This is a genomic window from Nonomuraea muscovyensis (assembly GCF_014207745.1).
In the GTDB taxonomy this organism is placed as follows: Bacteria; Actinomycetota; Actinomycetes; order Streptosporangiales; family Streptosporangiaceae; genus Nonomuraea; species Nonomuraea muscovyensis.
In genome coordinates this window covers 2,068,831-2,088,209 of sequence record NZ_JACHJB010000001.1, presented here as the reverse complement: position 1 = coordinate 2,088,209, position 19,379 = coordinate 2,068,831, and the positions used below count along the sequence as shown (strand labels likewise).

Genomic DNA, 19,379 nt, shown 5'->3' with positions numbered 1-19,379 from the left:
CAGCATGACCGACTTCCCCGGACGGTGGGCCGGAGGGCTCAGCCTGACGCTCGCGCCCGTCCTGATGCTCGCCGGAGTCCTGCTGCGTGCCGGCCACGACGGCTTCTTCCCGGCCCAGCTCGCCGCCTTCGCCGCCGAGCCCGCCCTGATGAGCGCCTCGTACGGCTGCTTCGCCGCCGGCTGTGTCCTGCTGTGGCCGGGCGTGCTCGCCCTGGTGGGCCGGGCGCCCGGCTCGCGGCTCGTGCTGTGGGGCGGGGTGATGGTGCTGTTCGGCCTGTTCGCCCGGGCGTTCCACGCGGGCGTCTCACACCTGGCGTTCCAGCTCGTCGACGTGCAGGGGCTCGCACCGGCCCAGGCGGCCGTGTCCGGCTCCTACGGGGCCTTCCACGTCTTCCAGTCGCTGAACCTCGCGACGTTCGCGGGGTGGATCGTGCTCGCCGCCGGGCTCTGGCGGGCCCGCGCCCTGGGGCCGGTGCCCGCCGTGGCGCTCGGGCTCGCCGCCGCGCTGCCGATCGGGGTGCTCAAGGGGACCGGCCCCCTGTCGGTCCTGGCGACCGCGGGCCTGTGCGTCGCGCTCGTGCCGTTCGGGGTCAGGGTCCTGCGCGACGGGCCGGCGCCCAGGTGGTGGGCCGTCCCGCTGGCGCTGGCGATCGGCGCGGGCGTCGTCGCCATCGGCAATCTGGGCTGACCTGCGAGGCCCGGACCGTCCCGAACCGTCCCGGATCGGCCCGGCTTCAGCTCAGGACGGCGAACCAGCGGCGTCCCTCCTGCCAGCGGTCGGCCACGGCGAAACCGGCCGGCCGGGCGACCCGCGCGATGTCGTCGGCCGACACCACCGCCCACGCGAACCAGTCGCCCACCGTCCCGGCGCGGCGCAGCCGTACCCGGTCCACCCGGCTGGCCACCCCCGGCCCCTCCACCTCGGCGACCACCTCCCCGCCCGGCCGCACCAGCTCCCTGACCCTGCGCAGCAGGGCGCCCGGGTGGCCGCCGATGCCGATGTTGCCGTCGGCGAGCAGCGCCGTCCCCCACCGCCCGCTTCCCGGAACCTCGTCGAAGACGCTGCGCAGCAGCGCGAAGCCGCCCGCCGCGCGGGTCAGCCGCACCGCGTGCGGGGTGATGTCGATGCCCAGCGCCGGAACGCCCCGGCGGTTCAGCGCGACGGTGAGCCGCCCCGGCCCCGAGCCGATGTCCAGGGTGGGGCCGGCGCACCGGCGCAGCATGGTCTCGTCGCCGTCGATGGGCCGCGTCCAGCGGGCGGCCTCCAGGACGGCTCGGGACCCGTCGACGTACTCGATCTCCACGGGCGTGCCGGCCAGGGCGTCGGCGTAGAGCTCTCCGATCATCGCAGGGCGGCCTGCGCCGGGATCCGCGTCACCTGACGCAGCGCCGCGGCGAAGCGGGAGCCCGGCGCCTCGGCGGCCACCCGGCGGGCGTCGGCCGCGGTGTCCACGTCCGTCAGCACGGGCAGGCGCCGCACGCTCAGGCCGGCTCGCGCGAGCCGACGGAGCTGCTCGCGTCCGGTGTGCGGCTGGGACATCGGTACGCCCAGCAGCAGGGCGGGGTCGGGCCGGCGCAGCCCGAGCAGCCAGAAGCCGCCGTCGGCCGCCGGGCCGTACACGGCGTCGTCGCCGTCGAGGGCCTCGACGGCACGCAGCAGCAGGCCCGGGGTCACCTGAGGGGTGTCCATGCCGATGAGCACCACCGGCCCGGGGCGGAGCCGGTGGGCGTCGGCGAAGGCGGCGGCCAGTCGCTCGTCCAGCCCGCGGCCGCGTTGGGGGATCACCACGAGGCCCGCGGGCAGCCAGCGCCCCGGCAGCCCGTCCAGCGCGAGCACCCGCTGGGCGGCGGGGGTGGCGACGACGGCCCGCAGCGTGTCCACGATCGCCGCCTCGGCCAGGAACGCGGCCTCGGCCGGGCTGAACGGCGGCGTCAGCCGGGTCTTGACCCGGCCGGCCACCGGTTCCTTGGCGATGGTCACGATCTGCGTCATGCCGTCTCCAGGGCGATCTCCATGGTCCGACCGTAGGGCCGCCGGCCCCGCCCGGGTCTTACGAGGTCGTTACGGACCCGTCCAGTTCTTACGGAGTGCGGACGGGACGCGCCGCAGGGGTCACGGGACGGGCGGCCGGTGGCAGGCTCCGGTACATGAGCAGGACCACGGTGCCCGCCGGAGCGATCCTCCTTGTCCTGGTCGCCGTCCTCGTCAGGATGTCGCTGGGCCCGCCCGGCCTGCTGGGCTGGTACCTGGCCGGCTGGGCGCTGTTCGCCGCCGCGCTGTGGCTGACCCGCCGGCTGCCGCGACGGGAGCTGGCCGTCCTCGTCGTCGCCGGAGGCGTCGCCGTGACCGCCACCGGCCTGGTCGCCCCGCCCGCCACGAGCACCGACTCCTACCGCTACGCGTGGGACGGCCGCGTGCAGGCGACCGGCGTCTCGCCCTACGACCACCCGCCCGCCGACCCGGCCCTCGCCCCCTTGCGGGACGACTGGCTCTTCCCCGCCGACTGCGCGACGCCCGGCCTGTCACGCCTGCCGGAGGGCGGGTGCACCCGGATCAACCGGCCCGCCGTGCACACGATCTATCCGCCGCTCGCCGAGGACTACTTCCTGCTGGTGCACTGGCTGTCACCCGGTGGCTCGCGGCACAAGCCGCTCCAGCTCGCGGGCGCGCTGCTGTCGGTCGCGGTCCTGCTCGCCCTGTGCCGGTGGGCGGGCGTCCGGGCGGCCGCGGCCTGGGCCTGGTGCCCGGCCGTGCCGGTCGAGGCGGTGAACAACGCGCACGTCGACGTGCTGGGCGTGCTGCTGGTGGTTCTGGCGCTGGCCTGCCGCACCGATCGCGGACGGGGGGCGCTGCTCGGCGCGGCGGCGGCGGCCAAGCTGCTGCCGGCGATCGCGTTGCCCGGCGCGCTCTCGGGCGTGCTGAAGGACGGGGTGCGCGGGCGGCGCGTGCTCGCCGTCGTGGGGCCCGCCGCGCTGGTCGTCGCGCTGGCCTACCTGCCCTACCTGCTGGCCTCGCGGGAATCCGTCGTGGGCTACCTGTTCGGGTACGTCGCCGAGGAGGGGTACGAGGATCCCTCGGCGCGCGACCGGTACGGGCTCCTGCGGCTGTTCCTGCCCGACGCGTGGGCCCCGTTCGCCGCGATCCTCCTGCTGGCCCTGGTCGTCCTGCACGTGCTGCGCCGCGGCGACCCGGGCCGGCCCTGGAGCGGCGCCCTGCTGGTCACGGGCTCCCTGCTGCTGCTGTTCACCCCGGGATACTCCTGGTACGCGCTGCTCGTGGTCGCGCTGGCCGCCATGGACGGGAGGTGGGAGTGGCTCGGTGTGGCGGCGGCGGGAGCGGTCGCCTACCTCTCCGGCCCGGCCACCGCCGCCTACGCGGCGGCGGCGCTGGCGGTGGTGGCCTGCTGGGCGGTCCGCCTTCCCGGGCGCCGCGTCCCCGACGGGGAGGTCACCGCGCCAGGTGCCGCATGACCCCGCGCATGTCGGCGACGGCCCGCAGCGTGCCGCGCACCGTGCCGGTGACCTTGGACCGCCCGTGCCGGCGCAGGTAGGCCACGTCCACCTCGGTGATCCGCCAGCCGGCCCGCGCCGCGCGCAGCACCATCTCCAGCGGGTAGCCGAACCGGCGGTCGGTCAGGCCGAGCGCGACCAGGTCGGCCCGCGAGCAGGCCCGCATGGGGCCGAGGTCGCGCAGCGGGACGCCGGCGCGGCGGCGCAGGCTCCTGGTCAGCACGGCGTTGCCGAGCCGGGCGTGGGGCGGCCATGACGCGCCCGGCTGGAGCACCCGCCGGCCGAGCACCAGGTCGGCCCGCCCCGCCAGCACGGGGGCGACGACCTCCGGCAGCAGGCGCGGGTCGAGGGAGGCGTCGGCGTCCATGAAGCACACGACGTCCGCGGTCGCGGTCAGCAGCCCGGCGTGGCACGCGGCGCCGAACCCCCGGCGCGGCTCGGCGACCACCTCGGCTCCCAGTTCGGCGGCGAGCGCGGCCGAGCCGTCGGTGGACCCGTTGTCCACCACGATCGGCCGGTAGCCGGGCGGCATGCGCCCGAGCACCCACGGCAGCGCCGCCCGCTCGTCCAGGCAGGGCAGGATCACCTCGACGCTCACGTGGCCCCCAGCGGAGCGGCGGCGAACTCCGTCATGCCCGCCTCGAAGCCGACGGCGGCCTGGAAGCCCAGCTCGGCGCGGGCCCGGCCGGGCGCGGCGACGATGTGCCGGACGTCCCCCAGCCGGTACTCACCCGTGACCACGGGCTCCGGCCCGCCGCGCGCGGCGGCGAGGGCGGCGGCCATCTCCCCGACGGTGTGCGGCGTGCCGCTGGCGATGTTGTAGATGGTCAGCCGGCCCGGCGGCGGGGTCGCGCCGGCCGCCGCCAGGTTGGCCCGGGCCACGTCCCGGACGTGCACGAAGTCGCGCACCTGGCCGCCGTCCTCGAACACCCGCGGCGCCCGCCCGGCCGCCAGCGCCGATCGGAAGATCGCCGCCACCCCGGCATAGGGCGTGTCCCGTGGCATCCGCGGCCCGTAGACGTTGTGGTATCGCAGCGCCACCGCCGTCCCGCCCGTCTCCCTGGCCCAGTTCGCGGCCAGATGCTCCTGGGCGAGCTTGGTGGTCGCGTACGCGTTGCGCGGGTCCGGCGGTGCGTCCTCCCCGATCACCGCGTGGCGCACCCGCGCGCCGCACAGCGGGCAGACCGGGTCGAACAGCCCATGGTCAAGGTCCTCGCGGGCGCGCGGGCCGGGCCGCACCCGGCCGTGCCCGGCGCAGTCGTAGGCGCCCTCGCCGTAGACCACCATCGAGGAGGCCAGGACCAGCCGGCCCACGCCGTGCCGGGCCATCGCCGCGAGCAGGACGGCGGTGCCGTACACGTTGACCGCCGCGTACGCCGGGAGGTCGGACACGTCCACGCCGAGCCCCACCTTCGCCGCCTGGTGCACGACCAGGTCGACGCCCGGCAGCGACCGGTCCAGAGCGGCCTCGTCCCGCACGTCGGCGCCGGCACGCAGGTCGAACGGGACGACCTCGTGCCCCGCCTCCTCGACGGCCTCGGCGACGTGACTCCCGATGAAACCGGCCGAGCCGGTGACCATCACCTTCATCCTGCCGACGCTAACCACCGGCCCGGCGCGCCAGAAGGGACGGCGCCATCACGTTCGCGAGCCGTAAGGACTCGGCGCTAGACCTCCACCGTGTACGGCAGGGCCAGCTCGTCGGCCGGCACGCCGCGGATGCCCCAGTTGACCCGGGGCATCTCGACGATCGTGATCTCGATGTCCTCCGGCGGGAACGGCAGCCGGTCGTAGACCGCCCGGATGAGCGCGCGCTTGGCCTCGTCGCTCCGGCCGGTGAAGCAGACCACCTCGATGATCAGGTAGCCGTCACTCCGCTGGGGACAGATGAGGTCGTCCGTGTCCAGCAGCAGGAACCGGTGGAACCGCTTGTCCTCGGGCAGCCCCCACGCCTCCACCAGGCAGCCGTGCAGCAGGTCCGACACCTCGCGCTGCCGCCCCGCCCAGACGTCGCGGCGTCCGTACACCTTCACCTGAGCCATATGGGCCACTATAGAGGCCGTGATCCGCATACTCCTGGCCGACGACGAGGCCATGATCCGCGCCGGCATCCGGGCCATCCTCGCCTCCGACCCGTCGCTCGACGTGGTGGCCGAGGCGGGCGACGGGCGCGAGGCGGTCGATCTGGCCATCAGCCACCACCCGGACGTGGCGCTGCTCGACATCCGCATGCCCAGGCTCGACGGGCTCGGCGCGGCGGCGGAGATCCGGCGGGTCGCGCCGGGCACGGCCGTGGTCATGCTCACCACGTTCGGCGAGGACGACTACATCGCCCGGGCCATCGACGTGGGCGCCGGCGGGTTCCTGCTCAAGTCGGGAGACCCGCGCGAGCTGATCGCCGGGATCCACGCCGTCGCGGGCGGCGCCGCGTACCTGTCGCCCAAGGTCGCCCAGCGCGTCATCACCCAGCTCGCCGGCGGCCGCATGTCGAAGGGCAGCCTGGCACGCGAGCGCGTCCAGGTGCTCACCGACCGCGAACGCGAGGTCCTCGCCCTGGTCGGCGCCGGGATGTCCAACGCGGAGATCGCCCGAGAGCTACACCTCGTGGAGGGCACGGTGAAGGCGTACGTCAGCGCCATCCTCACGCGGCTGGACGTGCGCAACCGCGTCCAGGCCGCGATCATCGCCCACGACGCCGGCTTGGTAGCCTGACACGTGATGTATCGCCTCGTGTTCACGCAGGTCTTGCAGCGTTTCGACGCCGAGGCCGTGCACCATCTCACCGTCCGGGCCTTCGCCCTGCTGTCGGCCCTGCCGCTGCTCAAGCGGCTGCTGCACAGGGCGTTCGCGCCGCACGACCCGGCCCTGCGCCTGACCGCGTTCGGGGTGCACTTCCCCGGGCCGCTGGGGCTGGCCGCCGGGTTCGACAAGGACGCCGCCTGCGCCGAGGGCGTGGCGGCGGTCGGGTTCGGCCACGTCGAGGTCGGCACCATCACCGCGCACGGGCAGCCGGGCAACCCCCGGCCCCGGCTGTTCAGGCTGGTCCGGCAGCGGGCGGTCATCAACCGGATGGGCTTCAACAACGCCGGGGCCGCCGCGGCCGCCCGCCGCCTGCGCCGCACGCGCGGCGTGCCCGTCGTGGTCGGGGTCAACATCGGCAAGACCAAGGTGGTGCCCGAGCAGGAGGCCGTCGCCGACTACGTGGCCGGCGCCAAGGAGCTCGCGCCGCTGGCCGACTACCTGGTCGTGAACGTCAGCTCGCCCAACACGCCCGGTCTGCGCGACCTGCAGGCCGTCTCCAAGCTGCGGCCGCTGCTGGCGGCCGTCAAGGACGTCGCCGACGGCACGCCCCGCCGCACCCCTCTCCTGGTCAAGATCGCTCCCGACCTGGCCGACGAGGACGTGGACGCCGTCGCCGATCTCGCCCTGGAGCTGGGACTCGACGGCATCATCGCGACCAACACCACGATCCGGCACGAGGGCGAGACCGGCGGCCTGTCCGGCCGGCCGCTCAAGAGCCGCTCGCTGGAGGTGCTGCGCCGGCTGCGCGCGCGGGTGGGCGACCGGCTGGCGCTCGTCTCGGTGGGCGGCGTCGAGGACGTGGACGACGTGTGGGAGCGGCTGCTCGCGGGCGCCACCCTCGTGCAGGGCTACACCGGCTGGGTCTACGGCGGGCCGCTGTGGGCCTCCCGCATCCACCGGCAGCTCTCCCGGCGCGTCCGCCGCCACGGGTTCTCCTCCATCACCGAGGTCATCGGCCGTACGGCCCCCGACACCCGGGACGCACGGTGACGGTCGCGCTCGGCGACGGCGTCGTCATGCGCCTCGTCACCGAGGGCGACGCGCAGGCGCTCACCGACGCCTACGCGCGCAACCACGAACACCTGCACCGCTGGGAGCCGCGCCGCCCCAAGGGGTTCTTCACCCTCGCCGGCCAGAGCGAGCGGGTGCGGCTCCAGCTCGAACTGCACGCCGAAGGGCGGCTGATGCCGTGGGTGCTGGCCGACGGCGACCTGGTCGTCGGCGCCTTCAACCTGTCCAACATCGTGTACGGGCCCTTCCAGAGCGGCAACCTCGGCTACTGGGTGGACGCGGGCTACGCCGGCCGGGGCCTGGCCACCCGGGCGGCGCTGGAGGTGTGCCGGGAGGCCGGCGGGCGGCTGGGCCTGCACCGCATCGAGGCGGGCACGCTGCTCGACAACGCCGCCTCCCAGCGGGTGCTGCGCAAGGCCGGTTTCGAGCCGTTCGGCATCGCGCCGCGCTACCTCGCCATCAACGGAAAGTGGCGCGACCACCGGCTCTTCCAGCGCATCCTCCACAACCGCCCGCCCATCTCCTGACGCGCCCGGCGGGTCACACGCTGGGACGGGTCGACTCGGCGTCGTGGGTGAGGCGGTCGAGGCGCTCCATGACGTCGGGCACCCGGATGACACCCGGCCGGTGCGGCCGGCGGCGCTGCCACGGCCGGGGCCCGTCGAGCGGCCGATACTCGACGCCCAGCGCGTCGAGCCGCCCCAGGTGCGCCCCGAGCCGCCCGGCGAAGTCGTCGCCGGCGCGGCCCGACCACGTGACCTCCGCCAGCGCGCACGCCCGCGGCCAGGTGCGGTAGTCGAGCGTCCGGCCGTCGGGGATGCGCTCGGTCCACAGCTGCGCCTGCGCCCCCAGCACCCGCGCCCGCGACTCCTCCGGCCAGCTCTCCGGAGCCGGGTCGAAGGCCGCCACGTCCGCGACCGTGATCGTCTCGCCGATCGCCATCGGCTCGTCGGCCGTCGCCGCCTCGGCGTAGTCGAAGTACAGCGGGAACACCGGCGTGGCCACCACGTCGTGGCCGGCCGCGGCGGCCCGGCGGCCCACCTCCATGCCGCGCCACGGCATCACCACCGTGTCCGGCCGCAGCTCGCCGCTGACGAACGCCTCGTCCCACACCACGGCCCGCGCGCCCCGCTCCGCCAGCGCGTCGGCCAGCCGCCGCAGGAACCATGCGTGCAACGGCCCGGTCGAGTCCAGCCCGAGCGACGCGCGGTAGGCGTCGATCTCGGGGGAGGCGGCCCAGTGGTCGAGCACGACCTCGTCACCGCCGATGTGGAAGAAGGGCACCTTGCCCAGCGCGCCGATGATCTCGTCGAAGACCACGGTCAGGAACTCGACCGTGGGCGGCAGCGGCGACAGGATCGCGGGGGAGATGCCCCAGCGGTCGAGCACCTCGTGCCGCTCGCCCGTGGGCCCGAGCTCCGGGTAGGCGGCCAGGATGGCGCAGGCGTGGCCCGGCACGTCGATCTCCGGCACGATCACGACCTCGCGGGCACGCGCGTAGGCGCCCAGCTCGGCCAGGTCGTCCAGCGTGTAGTGGCCGCCGTGTGGCACGTCGTCGTACGCCTCGGGCTCGCCGTAGAAGTGGACGGCGGTGCGCGGCCGGTGCGAGGCGACCTCGTGCAGCAGGGGATAGGCCCTGCTCTCCACCCGCCACCCCTGGTCGTCGGCCAGGTGCAGGTGGAGCCGGTTGAGCTTGTGCATCGCCATCAGGTTGATCAGCCGCAGGAGCTCCCGCTTGGGGAAGAAGTGCCGGGCCACGTCCACGTGCAGCCCGCGCCAGGAGTAGCGCGGCGCGTCCTCCACCCGTACCCCCGGCACGTTCCACGCGCCCCCCGTCGAGAAGCGGTAGGACGCGTCGGGCAGCAGTTGGTGCAGCGACTGGCCGGCGTAGAACGCCCCGGCCCGGTCACCCGCCGTGATCTCCACCCCGCGCGACCCCACCACCAGCTTGTACGCCTCGGGCCCGAGCGCCGGGTCGAGCCGCAGGTCGATCGCTCCGGAGTCGCCCGGCCGCAGGTCGAGACCGGGGAGCGCGGCCCGTACGGCGTCGGCCAGGTCGGCCGGACCGGAGACGACGGCACCGGAGGCCAGCTCGTAGGAGCCGGACAGGTGACTGAAGATGCGCGGACGAGGGATCATGCCTGCAGATAGTGCTGCATCCCGTTCGCCAGCGCCAGTGCGATCCGCTGCCGGAACGCCGGGTCCCGGAACTTGGCCGCCTCTGCGGCGTTGCGCATGTTGCCGGCCTCGATGAAGATCTTCGGCACGGTCGAGAGGTTGAGCCCGCCCAGGTCGTTGCGGAAGCTGAGCGCCTTGCTGCCGATGTAGTTCGAGTAGGGCAGGCCGGTGCCCTTTTCGAACGCCGAGCGCACGGCCAGCCCCAGCTCGCGCGAGTCGCCGACGACCGGGTCGACCGGGCCGCCGATCTTCTTGGGCATGATCACGTGGAAGCCGTGGTTGGCCGGGGCGGACCCGTCGGCGTGCACCGAGATCGCGGCGTCGGCCTTGGCCTTGTTGCCGATGGCGGCCCGCTCGGTGATGCACGGGCCCACACCGTTGTTGTCGTGCCTCGTCAGCTTGACCGTGGCACCCCGGCTCTTGAGGATCTTGGCGAGCCGGGTGGACACGTCCCAGGTGAAGGCCGCCTCGGAGTAGCCGGAGTCGGTGGAGGTGCCCGTCGTGTCGCACGGCTTCCACTGGGTCAGCACGTTGACCTTGCGGTTGACGGCCTTCGGGTTGCGGTAGTTGGCGCCGTTGTGACCGGGGTCGATGACGACGACCTTGCCGGACAGCGGCGCGGCGACGCCCTTGGCCCGCGCCGGCGCGGGCCTGGCCTCGGCGCTCGCTCCCGGCGTCGCCGCGGCGGCGGCGCCCGCCTGCGGCTGCTGGGCGGCCTGACTTGCCGTGACGGTGCCACTGGCGGTGCCGCCGGTCGCGCTGCCGGCTGCACCGCCGCAGGCGGAGACGATCAGGCCGCACGCGGCGAGAACGGTGGCTGGGAGAGCACGCATGACCTCCACCGTACGTCAAGGCGGGCGGTCACCAGACGTGTTCGCCGACCTCCTGCCGCTGGAGCAAGGCGGCCAGCTCCCGCGCGTCCTCGGCGTCGAGGCCGAGCACGACGCGGGGGCGGCCCCACGGGTGGTCGAGGGAATGGGCGACGTAGCTGGCCACGGACTCGGCCCCGGCGTCGGCCGCGCGGCCCCGGCCCGAGCGCCACTGGGCCCAGGCGCGTTCGAGTTCGGCCGCCGCGCGCTGGGCGCAGGACACCAGTTCTGGATCACGCATGACTGTCCCCCTGGATCAGCTCGTGACATGACCCTGACGAGTAAACCTCCCGGGGCGGGGACGGCTGTGCGGGTTGACCGAGGCTTGAGCCGCTCTTGGGCGCGCCTGGTGCCCCGTCCCGAGCGCGCCGCGGTCTCACGCGGCGGGGCCGGTGCTCCGCCGTACGATCAGCTCGGGGGTCACCTCGCGCAGCCGGGCGGCCTTCGCGGGATCGCCGATCCGGTCGCTGAGCAGGGCCGCCGCCGACCGCCCCATGGAGCGGCGCGACTGGTCCACGGAGGTGAGCGAGATGTGGCGTGAGGCCGCGAGGTGGGTGTTGTCGTAGCCGGCGACCGACAGGTCCTCCGGCACCCGGAGCCCCAGCTCCTCGGCAGCGGAGAGCACGCCGGCCGCCACCACGTCGTTGCCGGCGAAGATCGCCGTCGGACGGGGGTCGCGGGTCAGCAGCGCCAGCGCCGCCGTCCGGCCGCCCTCCTCGGTCGCCTCGGCGGCCTCGACCATGATGTACGGCGCGAGCGCGTGCCTGCGCATGGCCACGAGGTAGCCCTCGCACCGGGACGGCCGGGCACCCTCGATGTGGGCGATCCTGCGGTGTCCCAGAGACACCAGGTGGTCGATGGCCAGCCGGGCGCCGTGCCGGTCGTCGTCCACGACGATGTCGACGCCGTCGAGTTCGATGTCACGTTCCCCGACGACGACCGTCGGCGTGTAGGAGGTCGCCTCGACCAGTGTCTCGCTGGTCGGCGCGATCCCTAACAGGACCAGGCCGTCCACCCGGAGCTCCAGGAACGCGGCCACGGCCTCGTCCTCGAACGCCGGATCCCACTGGCTGTTGCCGATGAGCATGCGCAGGCCGTCGCCGTGCAGGCTCTCCTGCAGGCCGTCCAGGAACTCGGCGTAGAACGGGTTGTGCAGGTCGGCCACGAGCGCGCCGACGAGATGCGTACGACCCTCGACCAGGCTGCGCGCGACCGCGTTCGGCCGGTAGCCGAGCTCGCGGGCGGCCTGGAGGACGGCCTGGCGCCGGTGCTCGCTCACGTGCGGCGAGCCGCGCAGCACGAGTGACACCAGCGATTTGGAGACGCCGGCTCGTTCGGCGACGTTGCGGATCGTTGGCCGGGGCCGTGGTATCTCCCGGAGGTCGGTGATGGTTGAAGACTTGACGGGTGGTCCTGACATGGGTCTCCCCCGCGATGCGTAGATGGGCACCTTGTCTCACCAAACGATCGAGTTCGCCGCAGGGTACGGCCTGCGTTAGGTAAGCCTGATATTGACCGCGGGGTCACATGGCCGCCGGGAGCCCGGACGCTCGGTTACTGTGCAGGTGTGACACCCGGGAAGCCAGCCGAGACGGCACGGCCGGCACGGCGCAGGCTCACTGTCGATCGCCGCCGCGAGGAGCTCATGGCGGCGGCCCTCGAACTGTTCAGCAGACGCGACGCCGAGGACGTCTCGATCGACGACGTCGCCACGGCCGCGGGCGCCTCACGGGCGCTGGTCTACCACTATTTCGGTGGCAAGCAGGAGCTCTACGTGGCAGCCCTGCGGGGCGCGGCCGACCAGCTCGAGTCGCGGTTGCGCCCGCAGCTCGGCGGTGGCCCGCTGGACGAGCTGGCCTCGGGGCTCACCCGCTACTTCGACTTCGTGGAGGAGCACGCGGCGGGGTTCGCGGCTCTGTTGCGCGGCGGGCCCGCCAACCGGGCGGGCGAGGTGGGCGAGATCGTCGACGGGGTGCGCCAGCGTCTGTCGCGCCGCATCCAGAAGCAACTGGGCGTGGAGCGGCCGAGTCCGGTGCTGCGCGCGACCCTGCGCTCGTGGATCGCCTCGGTCGAGACCGCGGGCCTCGACTGGCTCGAACACCGTGACATCGAGCGGCCGACGCTGGAGAGGATGCTCGTCGACCAGTTGGTCGCGCTCCTGGGCGCGGCCGCTCGCTATGACGGTGACGTCGGCCGGCTCCTGGAGGTGCTGGGGGAGCGGCCGGCTTAGGGGATCGGAAGGATGGCGCCGGGCGGGCGGCGCCAGCTTCCGGATGCGACGGTCGTCGTCACAGAGGTGGACCATGCCGCCGGCCTGGCCCACCGTTCAACCCCCCTGAGGTCCGTGACGAACCCCGGCACTACTCCGAGCGCTGCTGCGGAATCCCCGCCAGCAGAGCCCGAACCTCGGTCTCCCGGTAACGCCGGTGTCCCCCCAGGGTGCGAATCGACGTCAACTTGCCCGCCTTGGCCCACCGCGTGACGGTCTTGGGGTCGACCCTGAACATGGTCGCGACCTCGGCGGGCGTGAGCAGTGGCTCGGCCTCGGGTGTACGAGCTGACATTTGTGCGGCCTCTCCTCCGTGTGGACCGGCTCAGCGATCCTGTGACTGCCTTTGCGCGTGTCACGGATGTCCCCCTATGGCCCCGAACGTGCGGCTTTTCCTGGCCATATGCGGCATCACCCGAAGTGACCATACCGCCACGCTGAGCGATTGGCGAGCCCTTCTTTGACCCAACTGCCCGCCCCCATGGCGATGTCACGCTCGGTGATTCTAGCGACACGTTTCGTGGTATCGCAGTGAAAACGGCAAACTGCTCAGTTCGCAGAAGCGAGCAGCCGCTACTCATGACCTACTCATGCAGGTCAGACGGTTGCATTGGGGCTCAGTTGGCAGATTCCAGGAGTTGCATTGACTTCCAGCGCAGGACGACACGCTGGTACATGGCGAAGGCAAGCTCTTCTTGACCCGTGTCCAAGCCCGTGAGGGCCGCCGACAGCTCCGCGACCGACTGATCCGCCTGCAGCGCGTCGTCGTCCATGAGGTGCACCAGGCCGCCGTAGTCGAGCTCGACCAGCGAGTGCGGGTGGAACTCCTCCAGCCAGCGGGCCACGTCCTCCACGTCGAGGTTGGCCCCCACCTCGCCCAGGTGCCGCCGCAGCACCTGCAGGGCCCGCGCCGCCCGCCTCCTGGCCTGCGCCATGGACGTCACGTAGATGAGGTTGCGGCCCGTGGCCGTGGTCACGTCCTGTCCGGGGGCCGCCGAGCCGAGCACCAGCCAGCGCTCGTTGCCGTCGAACGGCACGAACCACGACGGCGGCATGTGCCAGGCCGTGGTGCGGATGTGGGTGCGCAGGGCGGAGGAGCCCCCGCCTCGTTTGTAGCGGTCGAAGTCGTCGGCGGTCTGCTCGGCGATCGCCTTGGGGACCATGTGATCCAGCAGCTTCGCGGGAGTGCTGCCACGCAGCCGTGAGAAGGCCAGCCAGGAGCGCAGGCGCGTCTGCCAGGGACAGACGTAGAGGCGGTCCTCGACGCGCCGTAGATAGGCGTTGGGGCTCTCTTGAGCGGGCACCGGCTGAGGAGGCGTGCCGAGCAGGCGCCGCACCGACTCGCCGTGCTCGTGACCGAGCGCGTTGGCGCGGCGCGGCCGGTCGCGCGAGTCGGCGTAGTCGGCCCAGACCTTCTGCTGGGACTCGGGGAAGGCGGTCAACGGCTCGTAGACGCGGAGGTACGCGGCATAGGGCAGCACGGAGGCATCGTGTCATGAAGACCATCGGCGCGCACCGTCGTGCCCACTACCCTGGAAGGGATCTCCGCCGCGAAGGTGCGGTGGACCGGACAGGGAGTCACTACCGTGACCGACGTCTTCGACCCGTCTCACAAGGACGCGCACGAGCAGGTCGTCTTCTGCGCCGACGCGCACAGCGGCCTGCGTGCCATCATCGCCATCCACAACACCGCACTCGGCCCAGCGCTCGGGGGCACCCGGTTCTACCCGTACGCGAGCGAGCAGGCGGCCCTGGCCGACGTGCTCAACCTCTCGCGCGGCATGGCCTACAAGAACGCGCTGGCGGGGCTCGACCACGGCGGCGGCAAGGCCGTCATCATCGGCGACCCGTCCCGCGACAAGAGCGAGGCGCTCCTGCGCGCCTACGGCAGGTTCATCGAGTCGCTCGGCGGGCGCTACATCACGGCCTGCGACGTCGGCACCTACAGCGAGGACATGGACGTCGTGGCCCGCGAGTCACGTTTCGTCACCGGCCGCACGCTCGCCCAGGGCGGCGCCGGCGACTCCTCCATCCTGACGGCCTTCGGCGTCTTCCAGGGCATGCGGGCCTCGGCCGAGCGCGTCTGGGGCACGCCGTCGCTGCTCGGCAGGCGGGTCGGCGTCGAGGGCGTCGGCAAGGTGGGCCACCGCCTGGTGGAGCTGCTGCGCGAGGACGGCGCCGAGGTGGTGATCTGCGACGTCAGCGAGCAGGCGATCGAGCGCGTGCGGCAGCGGCGGCCCGAGGTCGAGGTGGTGGCCGACGCCGAGGCGCTGACCTCCGCCGACATCGACGTCTTCGCGCCCTGCGCGCTGGGCGGCGCGCTCGACGACGCCACGGTGGCCCGGCTGCGGGCCAAGGTCGTCTGCGGCGCGGCCAACAACCAGCTCGCGCATCCGGGCGTGGAGAAGCAGCTCGCCGAGCGTGACATCCTCTACGCCCCCGACTACGTGGTCAACTCGGGTGGCGTCATCCAGGTGGCCGACGAGATCCGGGGCTTCGACATGGATCGTGCCAGGGCCAAGGCGGCCGGGATCTACGACACCACGCTGAAGATTTTCGAGATCGCCTCGGACGAGGGCGTACCCCCGGCTGTCGCAGCCGATAGGCTAGCCGAGCGCAGAATGTCGGAAGTCGGGCGGATTAGGGCCATTTGGCTGAGCCACTGACGCCCCACGCCCATACGACGTACCGAGCTGGGCACAAAACAGGTACGGTAATAGGCGAACGATAGGCTGACGCCCGTAGTCAGGCGGGGTCAGCGTGTGGTGCGTTAGCGACGAGGGGTCGGGGACGACCCCACACGAGGGGGTCGAGCCAATGGGGCGCGGCCGAGCAAAGGCCAAGCAGGTCAAGGTTGCTCGCCAGCTGAAGTACAACAGCGGTGGCACGGATCTTGACCGTCTTCGCGACGAACTCGGGGTCGGAGACCCCGGCCGCAATGACGACGCCGACGACCTCAACGATGAGCTGGCTGATCGCTATGCCGATTACGCCGACGACTACGGCGACGACGACGAGCGTTCGTCCGGACGTCGCTAGCATCTCTCCTGGTTGACGCAGCGCTCACCTGGCGTGACCCGCACACCGGGTGCGCGTTGCACGTCCATCGCGTCGGGCCCCACGGGCGACCAGCCCGTGGGGCTTTCGTCGTGCCCGCCACCCGCCACGCCGGGTGCGCGCCACGCCCGGGAGTTCCGTCCGGGCCGTGTCGCCCACACCCCTGAAGGGTGTGGGCGACACCACAGACGGCGGTCAGCGGTAGCGGGCCTCGCCGGAGCCCGGGACGACCTCGCCGAGCACCCAGGCCGGCAGCCCCCGCTCCGCCAGGAAGCGCACCGCCGGGTCGGCGGCCGAAGGGGCGACGACGGCCGCCATGCCCACCCCGAGGTTGAACGTGCGGTCCATGTCACGCCGCCCGATGCCTCCGTGGCCCGCCAGCACCTCGAAGACGGCCGGCGGCGTCCACGACGACCGGTCGAGCAGGGCGTCGAGGTCGCCGGGCAGCGAGCGTGACAGGTTGGCCTCGACGCCGCCGCCGGTGATGTGCGCGTAGGCGTGCACCTCGACCTCGCGCGCCAGGGCCAGGCAGTCGAGCGAGTAGATCCTGGTCGGCTCCAGCAACTCCGCGCCGAGCGGCCGGTCGAGCTCGGGCAGGTCGGCGTCGAGCGACAGCCCGGCCTCGCGCAGCACGTGGCGCACCAGCGAGTAGCCGTTGGAGTGCACCCCGGACGAGGCCAGCCCCAGCACCACGTCGCCGGCCCGCACGCGGGACGGCCCGAGCATGGCCGACGCCTCGACGACGCCGGTGCCGGCACCGGCCAGGTCGTACTCGTCGGGCCCCATCGCACCCGGGTGCTCGGCGGTCTCGCCGCCCACCAGCGCCGCGCCCGCCAGGCGACAGCCCTCGGCGATGCCGCCGACGATCTCGGCGACGCGCTCGGGCACCACCTTGCCGCAGGCGATGTAGTCGGTCATGAACAGCGGCTCGGCCCCGCAGACCACCAGGTCGTCGAGCACCATGCCGACCAGGTCGATGCCGATCGTGTCGTGCTTGCCGTACTGCTGGGCGAGCATGACCTTGGTGCCGACGCCGTCGGTGGAGGTGGCCAGCAGCGGCCGCTGGAAGCGCAGCAGCGCCGAGGCGTCGAACAGCCCGGCGAACCCGCTGGCGTCGTCGACCACCTCGGGCCTGCGGGAGCGGGCCACCTTGTCCTTCATGAGCGCGACGGCGCGCTCGCCGGCCTCGATGTCGACACCGGCGGCCTCGTAGCTCGTCACGCCTTGCTCTCCAACACGTACTTGCCGACGTTGTCCTGGTCGATCGGGATGGGGTAGGAGCCGTCGAAGCACGCCATGCACAGCCGCGAGGCGGGGATGGTCGTGGCCTTCGTGAGCCCGTCGAGCGAGATGTAGCCGAGGCTGTCGGCGCCCAGCGAGGCGCGGATCTCCTCGACCGAGAGCGAGCCCGCGATGAGCTCGGCCCGGGTGGCGAAGTCGATGCCGTAGAAGCACGGCCAGGCGACGGGCGGGGAGGAGATGCGCACGTGCACCTCGCGCGCCCCGGCCTCGCGCAGCATCTTGACGATCGCGCGCTGGGTGTTGCCGCGCACGATCGAGTCGTCCACGACGACCAGGCGCTTGCCCTGCACGACCTCGCGCAGCGGGTTGAGCTTGAGCCGGATGCCGAGCTGGCGGATGGTCTGCGAGGGCTGGATGAAGGTCCGGCCGACGTAGGAGTTCTTCACCAGGCCCTGGCCGTAGGGGATGCCGCTCTCCTCGGCGTAGCCGACGGCGGCGGGGGTGCCCGACTCGGGCGTGGGGATGACCAGGTCGGCCTCGACGGGGTGCTCGCGGGCCAGCACCCGGCCCACCTCGACGCGGGTGACCTGGACGCCGCGCCCGGCGATGGTGGTGTCGGGGCGGGCGAGGTAGACGTACTCGAACAGGCAGCCCTTGGGCTCGGCCAGCGCGAACCTGCGCGACCGGACGCCGTCCTCGTTGATGGTGAGCAACTCGCCGGGCTCGATCTCGCGGACGAACGTGGCGCCGACGATGTCGAGCGCGGCGGTCTCGGAGGCGACGACCCAGCCGCGCTCCAGCCGGCCCAGCACCAGCGGGCGGATGCCCTGCGGATCGCGTGCCGCGTACAGCGTCGTCTCGTCCATGAACACCAGCGAGTAGGCGCCCTTGACCTGCGGCAGCAGCTCCGCCGCCGCGTCCTCGACGGAACGGCTGCGGTCCTGGGCGAGCAGCGAGGTCAGCACCTCGGTGTCGGTGGTGGCCCGGGTGGCCCCCGGGGCCAGCCGCTCGGCCAGCTCGGGGGTGTTGATGAGGTTGCCGTTGTGGGCCAGCGCGAGCCCGCCCACGTCGGTGGAGCTCAGCGTGGGCTGAGCGTTCTCCCACACGCTGGAGCCGGTGGTGGAGTAGCGGCAGTGGCCGATCGCCAGGTGCCCGCGGAGGGTGCCGAGCACCGACTCGTCGAAGACCTGGGCCACCAGGCCCATGTCCTTGTAGACGAGGATGCGGCTGCCCTCGCTGACCGCGATGCCCGCGGACTCCTGGCCGCGGTGCTGCAACGCGTACAGCCCGTAGTAGGTGAGTTTGGAAACTTCCTCGCCGGGAGCCCAGACGCCGAAGACGCCGCATGCGTCGCGTGGCGCTCGATCGTCGGGGTCCAGGTCATGGCCGAGCCGGCCGTCGCCCTTCAGCACGTACTTCAGTCTAGGTCGGGCGCTCGGCTGCTCGCACACCCGGGTACGGGTCACACGACCTGCGAGGTCGGCGGCTTGGCCGCATGGTGACCCAAGGATGGACGGGCCTTTGCCGTGTCGTGCGGTTGGGCTGGAGTGTTCCGCGTAAGGGTGAGGTATCCGGCATCTGATCCCAGTCGGGGAGACGCAGACGTGACCACACCTGGGGACCCGCACCGCGACTGGCGGGAGGACGAGTCCGACGACTATCTGGGCTCCGGCGGGCCGTCCGTGCCCGACAGCGCCGACGCCGAGAGCACGGCCGTCTTCGAGCGCCCCGATCGCCCGGCGCCGCAGGAGGGGGAGCGGGCCCCGGAGGGGGAGCAGCCGCCTCCCGCGCCGGGCGGCACCCCGCCGTATCCGGGGTGGGAGGAGACCGCCCCGCCGCAGCCGGGCGGCCCGGCCTCGGCCGCCACGACGCCGTCCCGCTACGAGCAGCCGCACGAGCAGCACGAGCAGCCGTACGAGCAGCCGTACGGGGCGGTCGCGCCCGACAGCGGGCCGGTGCCCGGCACCACGCCCTCCAGCCCGTACGGCGGCCCGCCCGGAGGCGGTCCCACGCCGTACGTCCCCGGCGGCCCGTACGGCGGCAGCGGCCCGTACGCCCCGGGCGGCGCGTACGGCACCGGCTACCCGCCCGCCACCCCGTACCAGCCGGGCCCGCAGGCCAAGCCGGGCAACGGCCTGGCGACCGCGTCGCTGGTGCTGGGCGTGGCCAGCCCGTTCCTCGTCTTCGTCTGCTTCACCGGCCTGCTGACGGCGATCCTGTCGATCGTGTTCGGCGCCGTCGCACTCAGCAAGGGCGTGGGCAAGGGCCGGGCGGTCGCCGGCATCGTGATCAGCGTCCTGGCCCTGGTGCTGTTCGCCATCGTGGCCGTGTGGTTCTGGAACGTGGTCCAGGAGTGCGGCGGGCTGCCCGCCGACCTGGCCGACCAGTGCTTCCAGCGGCGCTTCCCCTGGATGCGGCCCCCGGGCTAGGGAGGTCGGGGG

At 73.2% G+C, this 19,379-nt stretch carries 22 protein-coding genes; 9 read left to right on the top strand and 13 right to left on the bottom strand.

What is annotated here, in order from left to right; all coding sequences use genetic code 11:
• Positions 1 to 4: 4 nt before the first annotated feature.
• On the top strand, positions 5 to 688 hold the full coding sequence (locus FHU36_RS09755) for a hypothetical protein (RefSeq protein WP_185083408.1): 684 nt from the start codon (positions 5 to 7) through the stop codon (positions 686 to 688).
• Positions 689 to 734: 46 nt separating this feature from the next.
• Here the strand turns inward: FHU36_RS09755 and FHU36_RS09750 are convergent, their stop codons facing one another.
• Together FHU36_RS09750 and FHU36_RS09745 are read right to left on the bottom strand one after the other, a co-directional pair.
• Positions 735 to 1,346 carry a class I SAM-dependent methyltransferase gene (locus tag FHU36_RS09750; protein ID WP_185083407.1) on the bottom strand — a complete coding sequence of 204 codons (612 nt, stop codon included), beginning with the start codon at positions 1,344 to 1,346 and terminating at the stop codon, positions 735 to 737.
• Positions 1,343 to 1,993 carry a TIGR04282 family arsenosugar biosynthesis glycosyltransferase gene (locus FHU36_RS09745; protein WP_185083406.1) on the bottom strand — a complete coding sequence of 217 codons (651 nt, stop codon included), beginning with the start codon at positions 1,991 to 1,993 and terminating at the stop codon, positions 1,343 to 1,345. The genes FHU36_RS09750 and FHU36_RS09745 overlap by 4 nt, the downstream gene beginning before the upstream one ends.
• Positions 1,994 to 2,148: 155 nt before the next feature.
• On the opposite strand from FHU36_RS09745, the gene FHU36_RS09740 reads away from it, so the two are divergent.
• Complete coding sequence (locus FHU36_RS09740) at positions 2,149 to 3,471, top strand: glycosyltransferase 87 family protein (RefSeq protein WP_185083405.1); 1,323 nt, start codon at positions 2,149 to 2,151, stop codon at positions 3,469 to 3,471.
• Here the strand turns inward: FHU36_RS09740 and FHU36_RS09735 are convergent.
• The 3 genes from FHU36_RS09735 to FHU36_RS09725 form a co-directional block, all read right to left on the bottom strand.
• Positions 3,449 to 4,108, bottom strand: coding sequence for a glycosyltransferase family 2 protein (locus tag FHU36_RS09735; RefSeq protein ID WP_312891514.1), 660 nt, complete (start codon positions 4,106 to 4,108; stop codon positions 3,449 to 3,451). The two genes, FHU36_RS09740 and FHU36_RS09735, sit on opposite strands and share 23 nt — an antisense overlap.
• Entirely contained in the window at positions 4,105 to 5,100 is a 996-nt protein-coding gene (locus tag FHU36_RS09730) for an NAD-dependent epimerase/dehydratase family protein (protein WP_185083404.1), read from the bottom strand. The genes FHU36_RS09735 and FHU36_RS09730 overlap by 4 nt, the downstream gene beginning before the upstream one ends.
• 77 nt (positions 5,101 to 5,177) lie before the next feature.
• The gene (locus tag FHU36_RS09725; protein WP_185083403.1) at positions 5,178 to 5,552 is read right to left on the bottom strand and encodes a tautomerase family protein; all 375 of its coding nucleotides are present in this window, start codon (positions 5,550 to 5,552) and stop codon (positions 5,178 to 5,180) included.
• A 19-nt stretch (positions 5,553 to 5,571) separates the two neighbouring features.
• Between FHU36_RS09725 and FHU36_RS09720 the strand changes: the two genes are divergently transcribed.
• The 3 genes from FHU36_RS09720 to FHU36_RS09710 are packed head-to-tail and all read left to right on the top strand — an operon-like array spanning position 5,572 to position 7,850.
• Complete coding sequence (locus FHU36_RS09720) at positions 5,572 to 6,222, top strand: response regulator (protein WP_185083402.1); 651 nt, start codon at positions 5,572 to 5,574, stop codon at positions 6,220 to 6,222.
• A gap of 6 nt (positions 6,223 to 6,228) precedes the next feature.
• Positions 6,229 to 7,302 (top strand): quinone-dependent dihydroorotate dehydrogenase, encoded by a 1,074-nt coding sequence (locus FHU36_RS09715; RefSeq protein ID WP_185083401.1) that lies wholly within the window; start codon positions 6,229 to 6,231, stop codon positions 7,300 to 7,302.
• Positions 7,299 to 7,850: a GNAT family N-acetyltransferase gene (locus FHU36_RS09710; RefSeq protein ID WP_312891513.1), complete on the top strand. Its 552-nt coding sequence runs from the start codon at positions 7,299 to 7,301 to the stop codon at positions 7,848 to 7,850. Before FHU36_RS09715 ends, FHU36_RS09710 begins: the two co-directional genes overlap by 4 nt.
• A 13-nt stretch (positions 7,851 to 7,863) precedes the next feature.
• Here the strand turns inward: FHU36_RS09710 and FHU36_RS09705 are convergent, their stop codons facing one another.
• The 4 genes from FHU36_RS09705 to FHU36_RS09690 all read right to left on the bottom strand — a co-directional run bounded on the left by FHU36_RS09705 (position 7,864) and on the right by FHU36_RS09690 (position 11,679).
• On the bottom strand, positions 7,864 to 9,462 hold the full coding sequence (locus FHU36_RS09705; protein ID WP_185083400.1) for a beta-N-acetylhexosaminidase: 1,599 nt from the start codon (positions 9,460 to 9,462) through the stop codon (positions 7,864 to 7,866).
• Positions 9,459 to 10,334 (bottom strand): N-acetylmuramoyl-L-alanine amidase, encoded by an 876-nt coding sequence (locus FHU36_RS09700; RefSeq protein WP_185083399.1) that lies wholly within the window; start codon positions 10,332 to 10,334, stop codon positions 9,459 to 9,461. The genes FHU36_RS09705 and FHU36_RS09700 overlap by 4 nt, the downstream gene beginning before the upstream one ends.
• Positions 10,335 to 10,362: 28 nt before the next feature.
• Entirely contained in the window at positions 10,363 to 10,611 is a 249-nt protein-coding gene (locus FHU36_RS09695) for a hypothetical protein (protein ID WP_185083398.1), read from the bottom strand.
• A gap of 135 nt (positions 10,612 to 10,746) precedes the next feature.
• Positions 10,747 to 11,679 carry a LacI family DNA-binding transcriptional regulator gene (locus tag FHU36_RS09690; protein ID WP_376774125.1) on the bottom strand — a complete coding sequence of 311 codons (933 nt, stop codon included), beginning with the start codon at positions 11,677 to 11,679 and terminating at the stop codon, positions 10,747 to 10,749.
• A gap of 258 nt (positions 11,680 to 11,937) precedes the next feature.
• Between FHU36_RS09690 and FHU36_RS09685 the strand changes: the two genes are divergently transcribed.
• Complete coding sequence (locus tag FHU36_RS09685; protein WP_312891512.1) at positions 11,938 to 12,600, top strand: TetR/AcrR family transcriptional regulator; 663 nt, start codon at positions 11,938 to 11,940, stop codon at positions 12,598 to 12,600.
• A gap of 130 nt (positions 12,601 to 12,730) precedes the next feature.
• Here the strand turns inward: FHU36_RS09685 and bldC are convergent, their stop codons facing one another.
• Both bldC and FHU36_RS09675 read right to left on the bottom strand, forming a co-directional pair.
• A complete protein-coding gene (gene bldC / locus FHU36_RS09680; RefSeq protein ID WP_013133571.1) occupies positions 12,731 to 12,934 on the bottom strand; it encodes a developmental transcriptional regulator BldC in 204 nt (67 codons plus the stop codon).
• Between the two features lie 322 nt (positions 12,935 to 13,256).
• Positions 13,257 to 14,120 (bottom strand): DUF8083 family protein, encoded by an 864-nt coding sequence (locus tag FHU36_RS09675; RefSeq protein WP_185083396.1) that lies wholly within the window; start codon positions 14,118 to 14,120, stop codon positions 13,257 to 13,259.
• Between the two features lie 105 nt (positions 14,121 to 14,225).
• Between FHU36_RS09675 and FHU36_RS09670 the strand changes: the two genes are divergently transcribed.
• Both FHU36_RS09670 and FHU36_RS09665 read left to right on the top strand, forming a co-directional pair.
• Positions 14,226 to 15,305 carry a Leu/Phe/Val dehydrogenase gene (locus FHU36_RS09670; protein WP_185083395.1) on the top strand — a complete coding sequence of 360 codons (1,080 nt, stop codon included), beginning with the start codon at positions 14,226 to 14,228 and terminating at the stop codon, positions 15,303 to 15,305.
• 151 nt (positions 15,306 to 15,456) lie between these two features.
• Complete coding sequence (locus tag FHU36_RS09665) at positions 15,457 to 15,678, top strand: DUF3073 domain-containing protein (RefSeq protein WP_185083394.1); 222 nt, start codon at positions 15,457 to 15,459, stop codon at positions 15,676 to 15,678.
• 213 nt (positions 15,679 to 15,891) lie between these two features.
• Here the strand turns inward: FHU36_RS09665 and purM are convergent, their stop codons facing one another.
• Both purM and purF read right to left on the bottom strand, forming a co-directional pair.
• On the bottom strand, positions 15,892 to 16,917 hold the full coding sequence (gene purM, locus FHU36_RS09660) for a phosphoribosylformylglycinamidine cyclo-ligase (protein WP_185083393.1): 1,026 nt from the start codon (positions 16,915 to 16,917) through the stop codon (positions 15,892 to 15,894).
• Entirely contained in the window at positions 16,914 to 18,350 is a 1,437-nt protein-coding gene (gene purF / locus FHU36_RS09655; protein WP_185083392.1) for an amidophosphoribosyltransferase, read from the bottom strand. Before purF ends, purM begins: the two co-directional genes overlap by 4 nt.
• 192 nt (positions 18,351 to 18,542) lie before the next feature.
• Between purF and FHU36_RS09650 the strand changes: the two genes are divergently transcribed.
• Positions 18,543 to 19,367, top strand: coding sequence for a DUF4190 domain-containing protein (locus FHU36_RS09650; protein WP_185083391.1), 825 nt, complete (start codon positions 18,543 to 18,545; stop codon positions 19,365 to 19,367).
• The last annotated feature ends 12 nt before the right edge of the window (positions 19,368 to 19,379 follow it).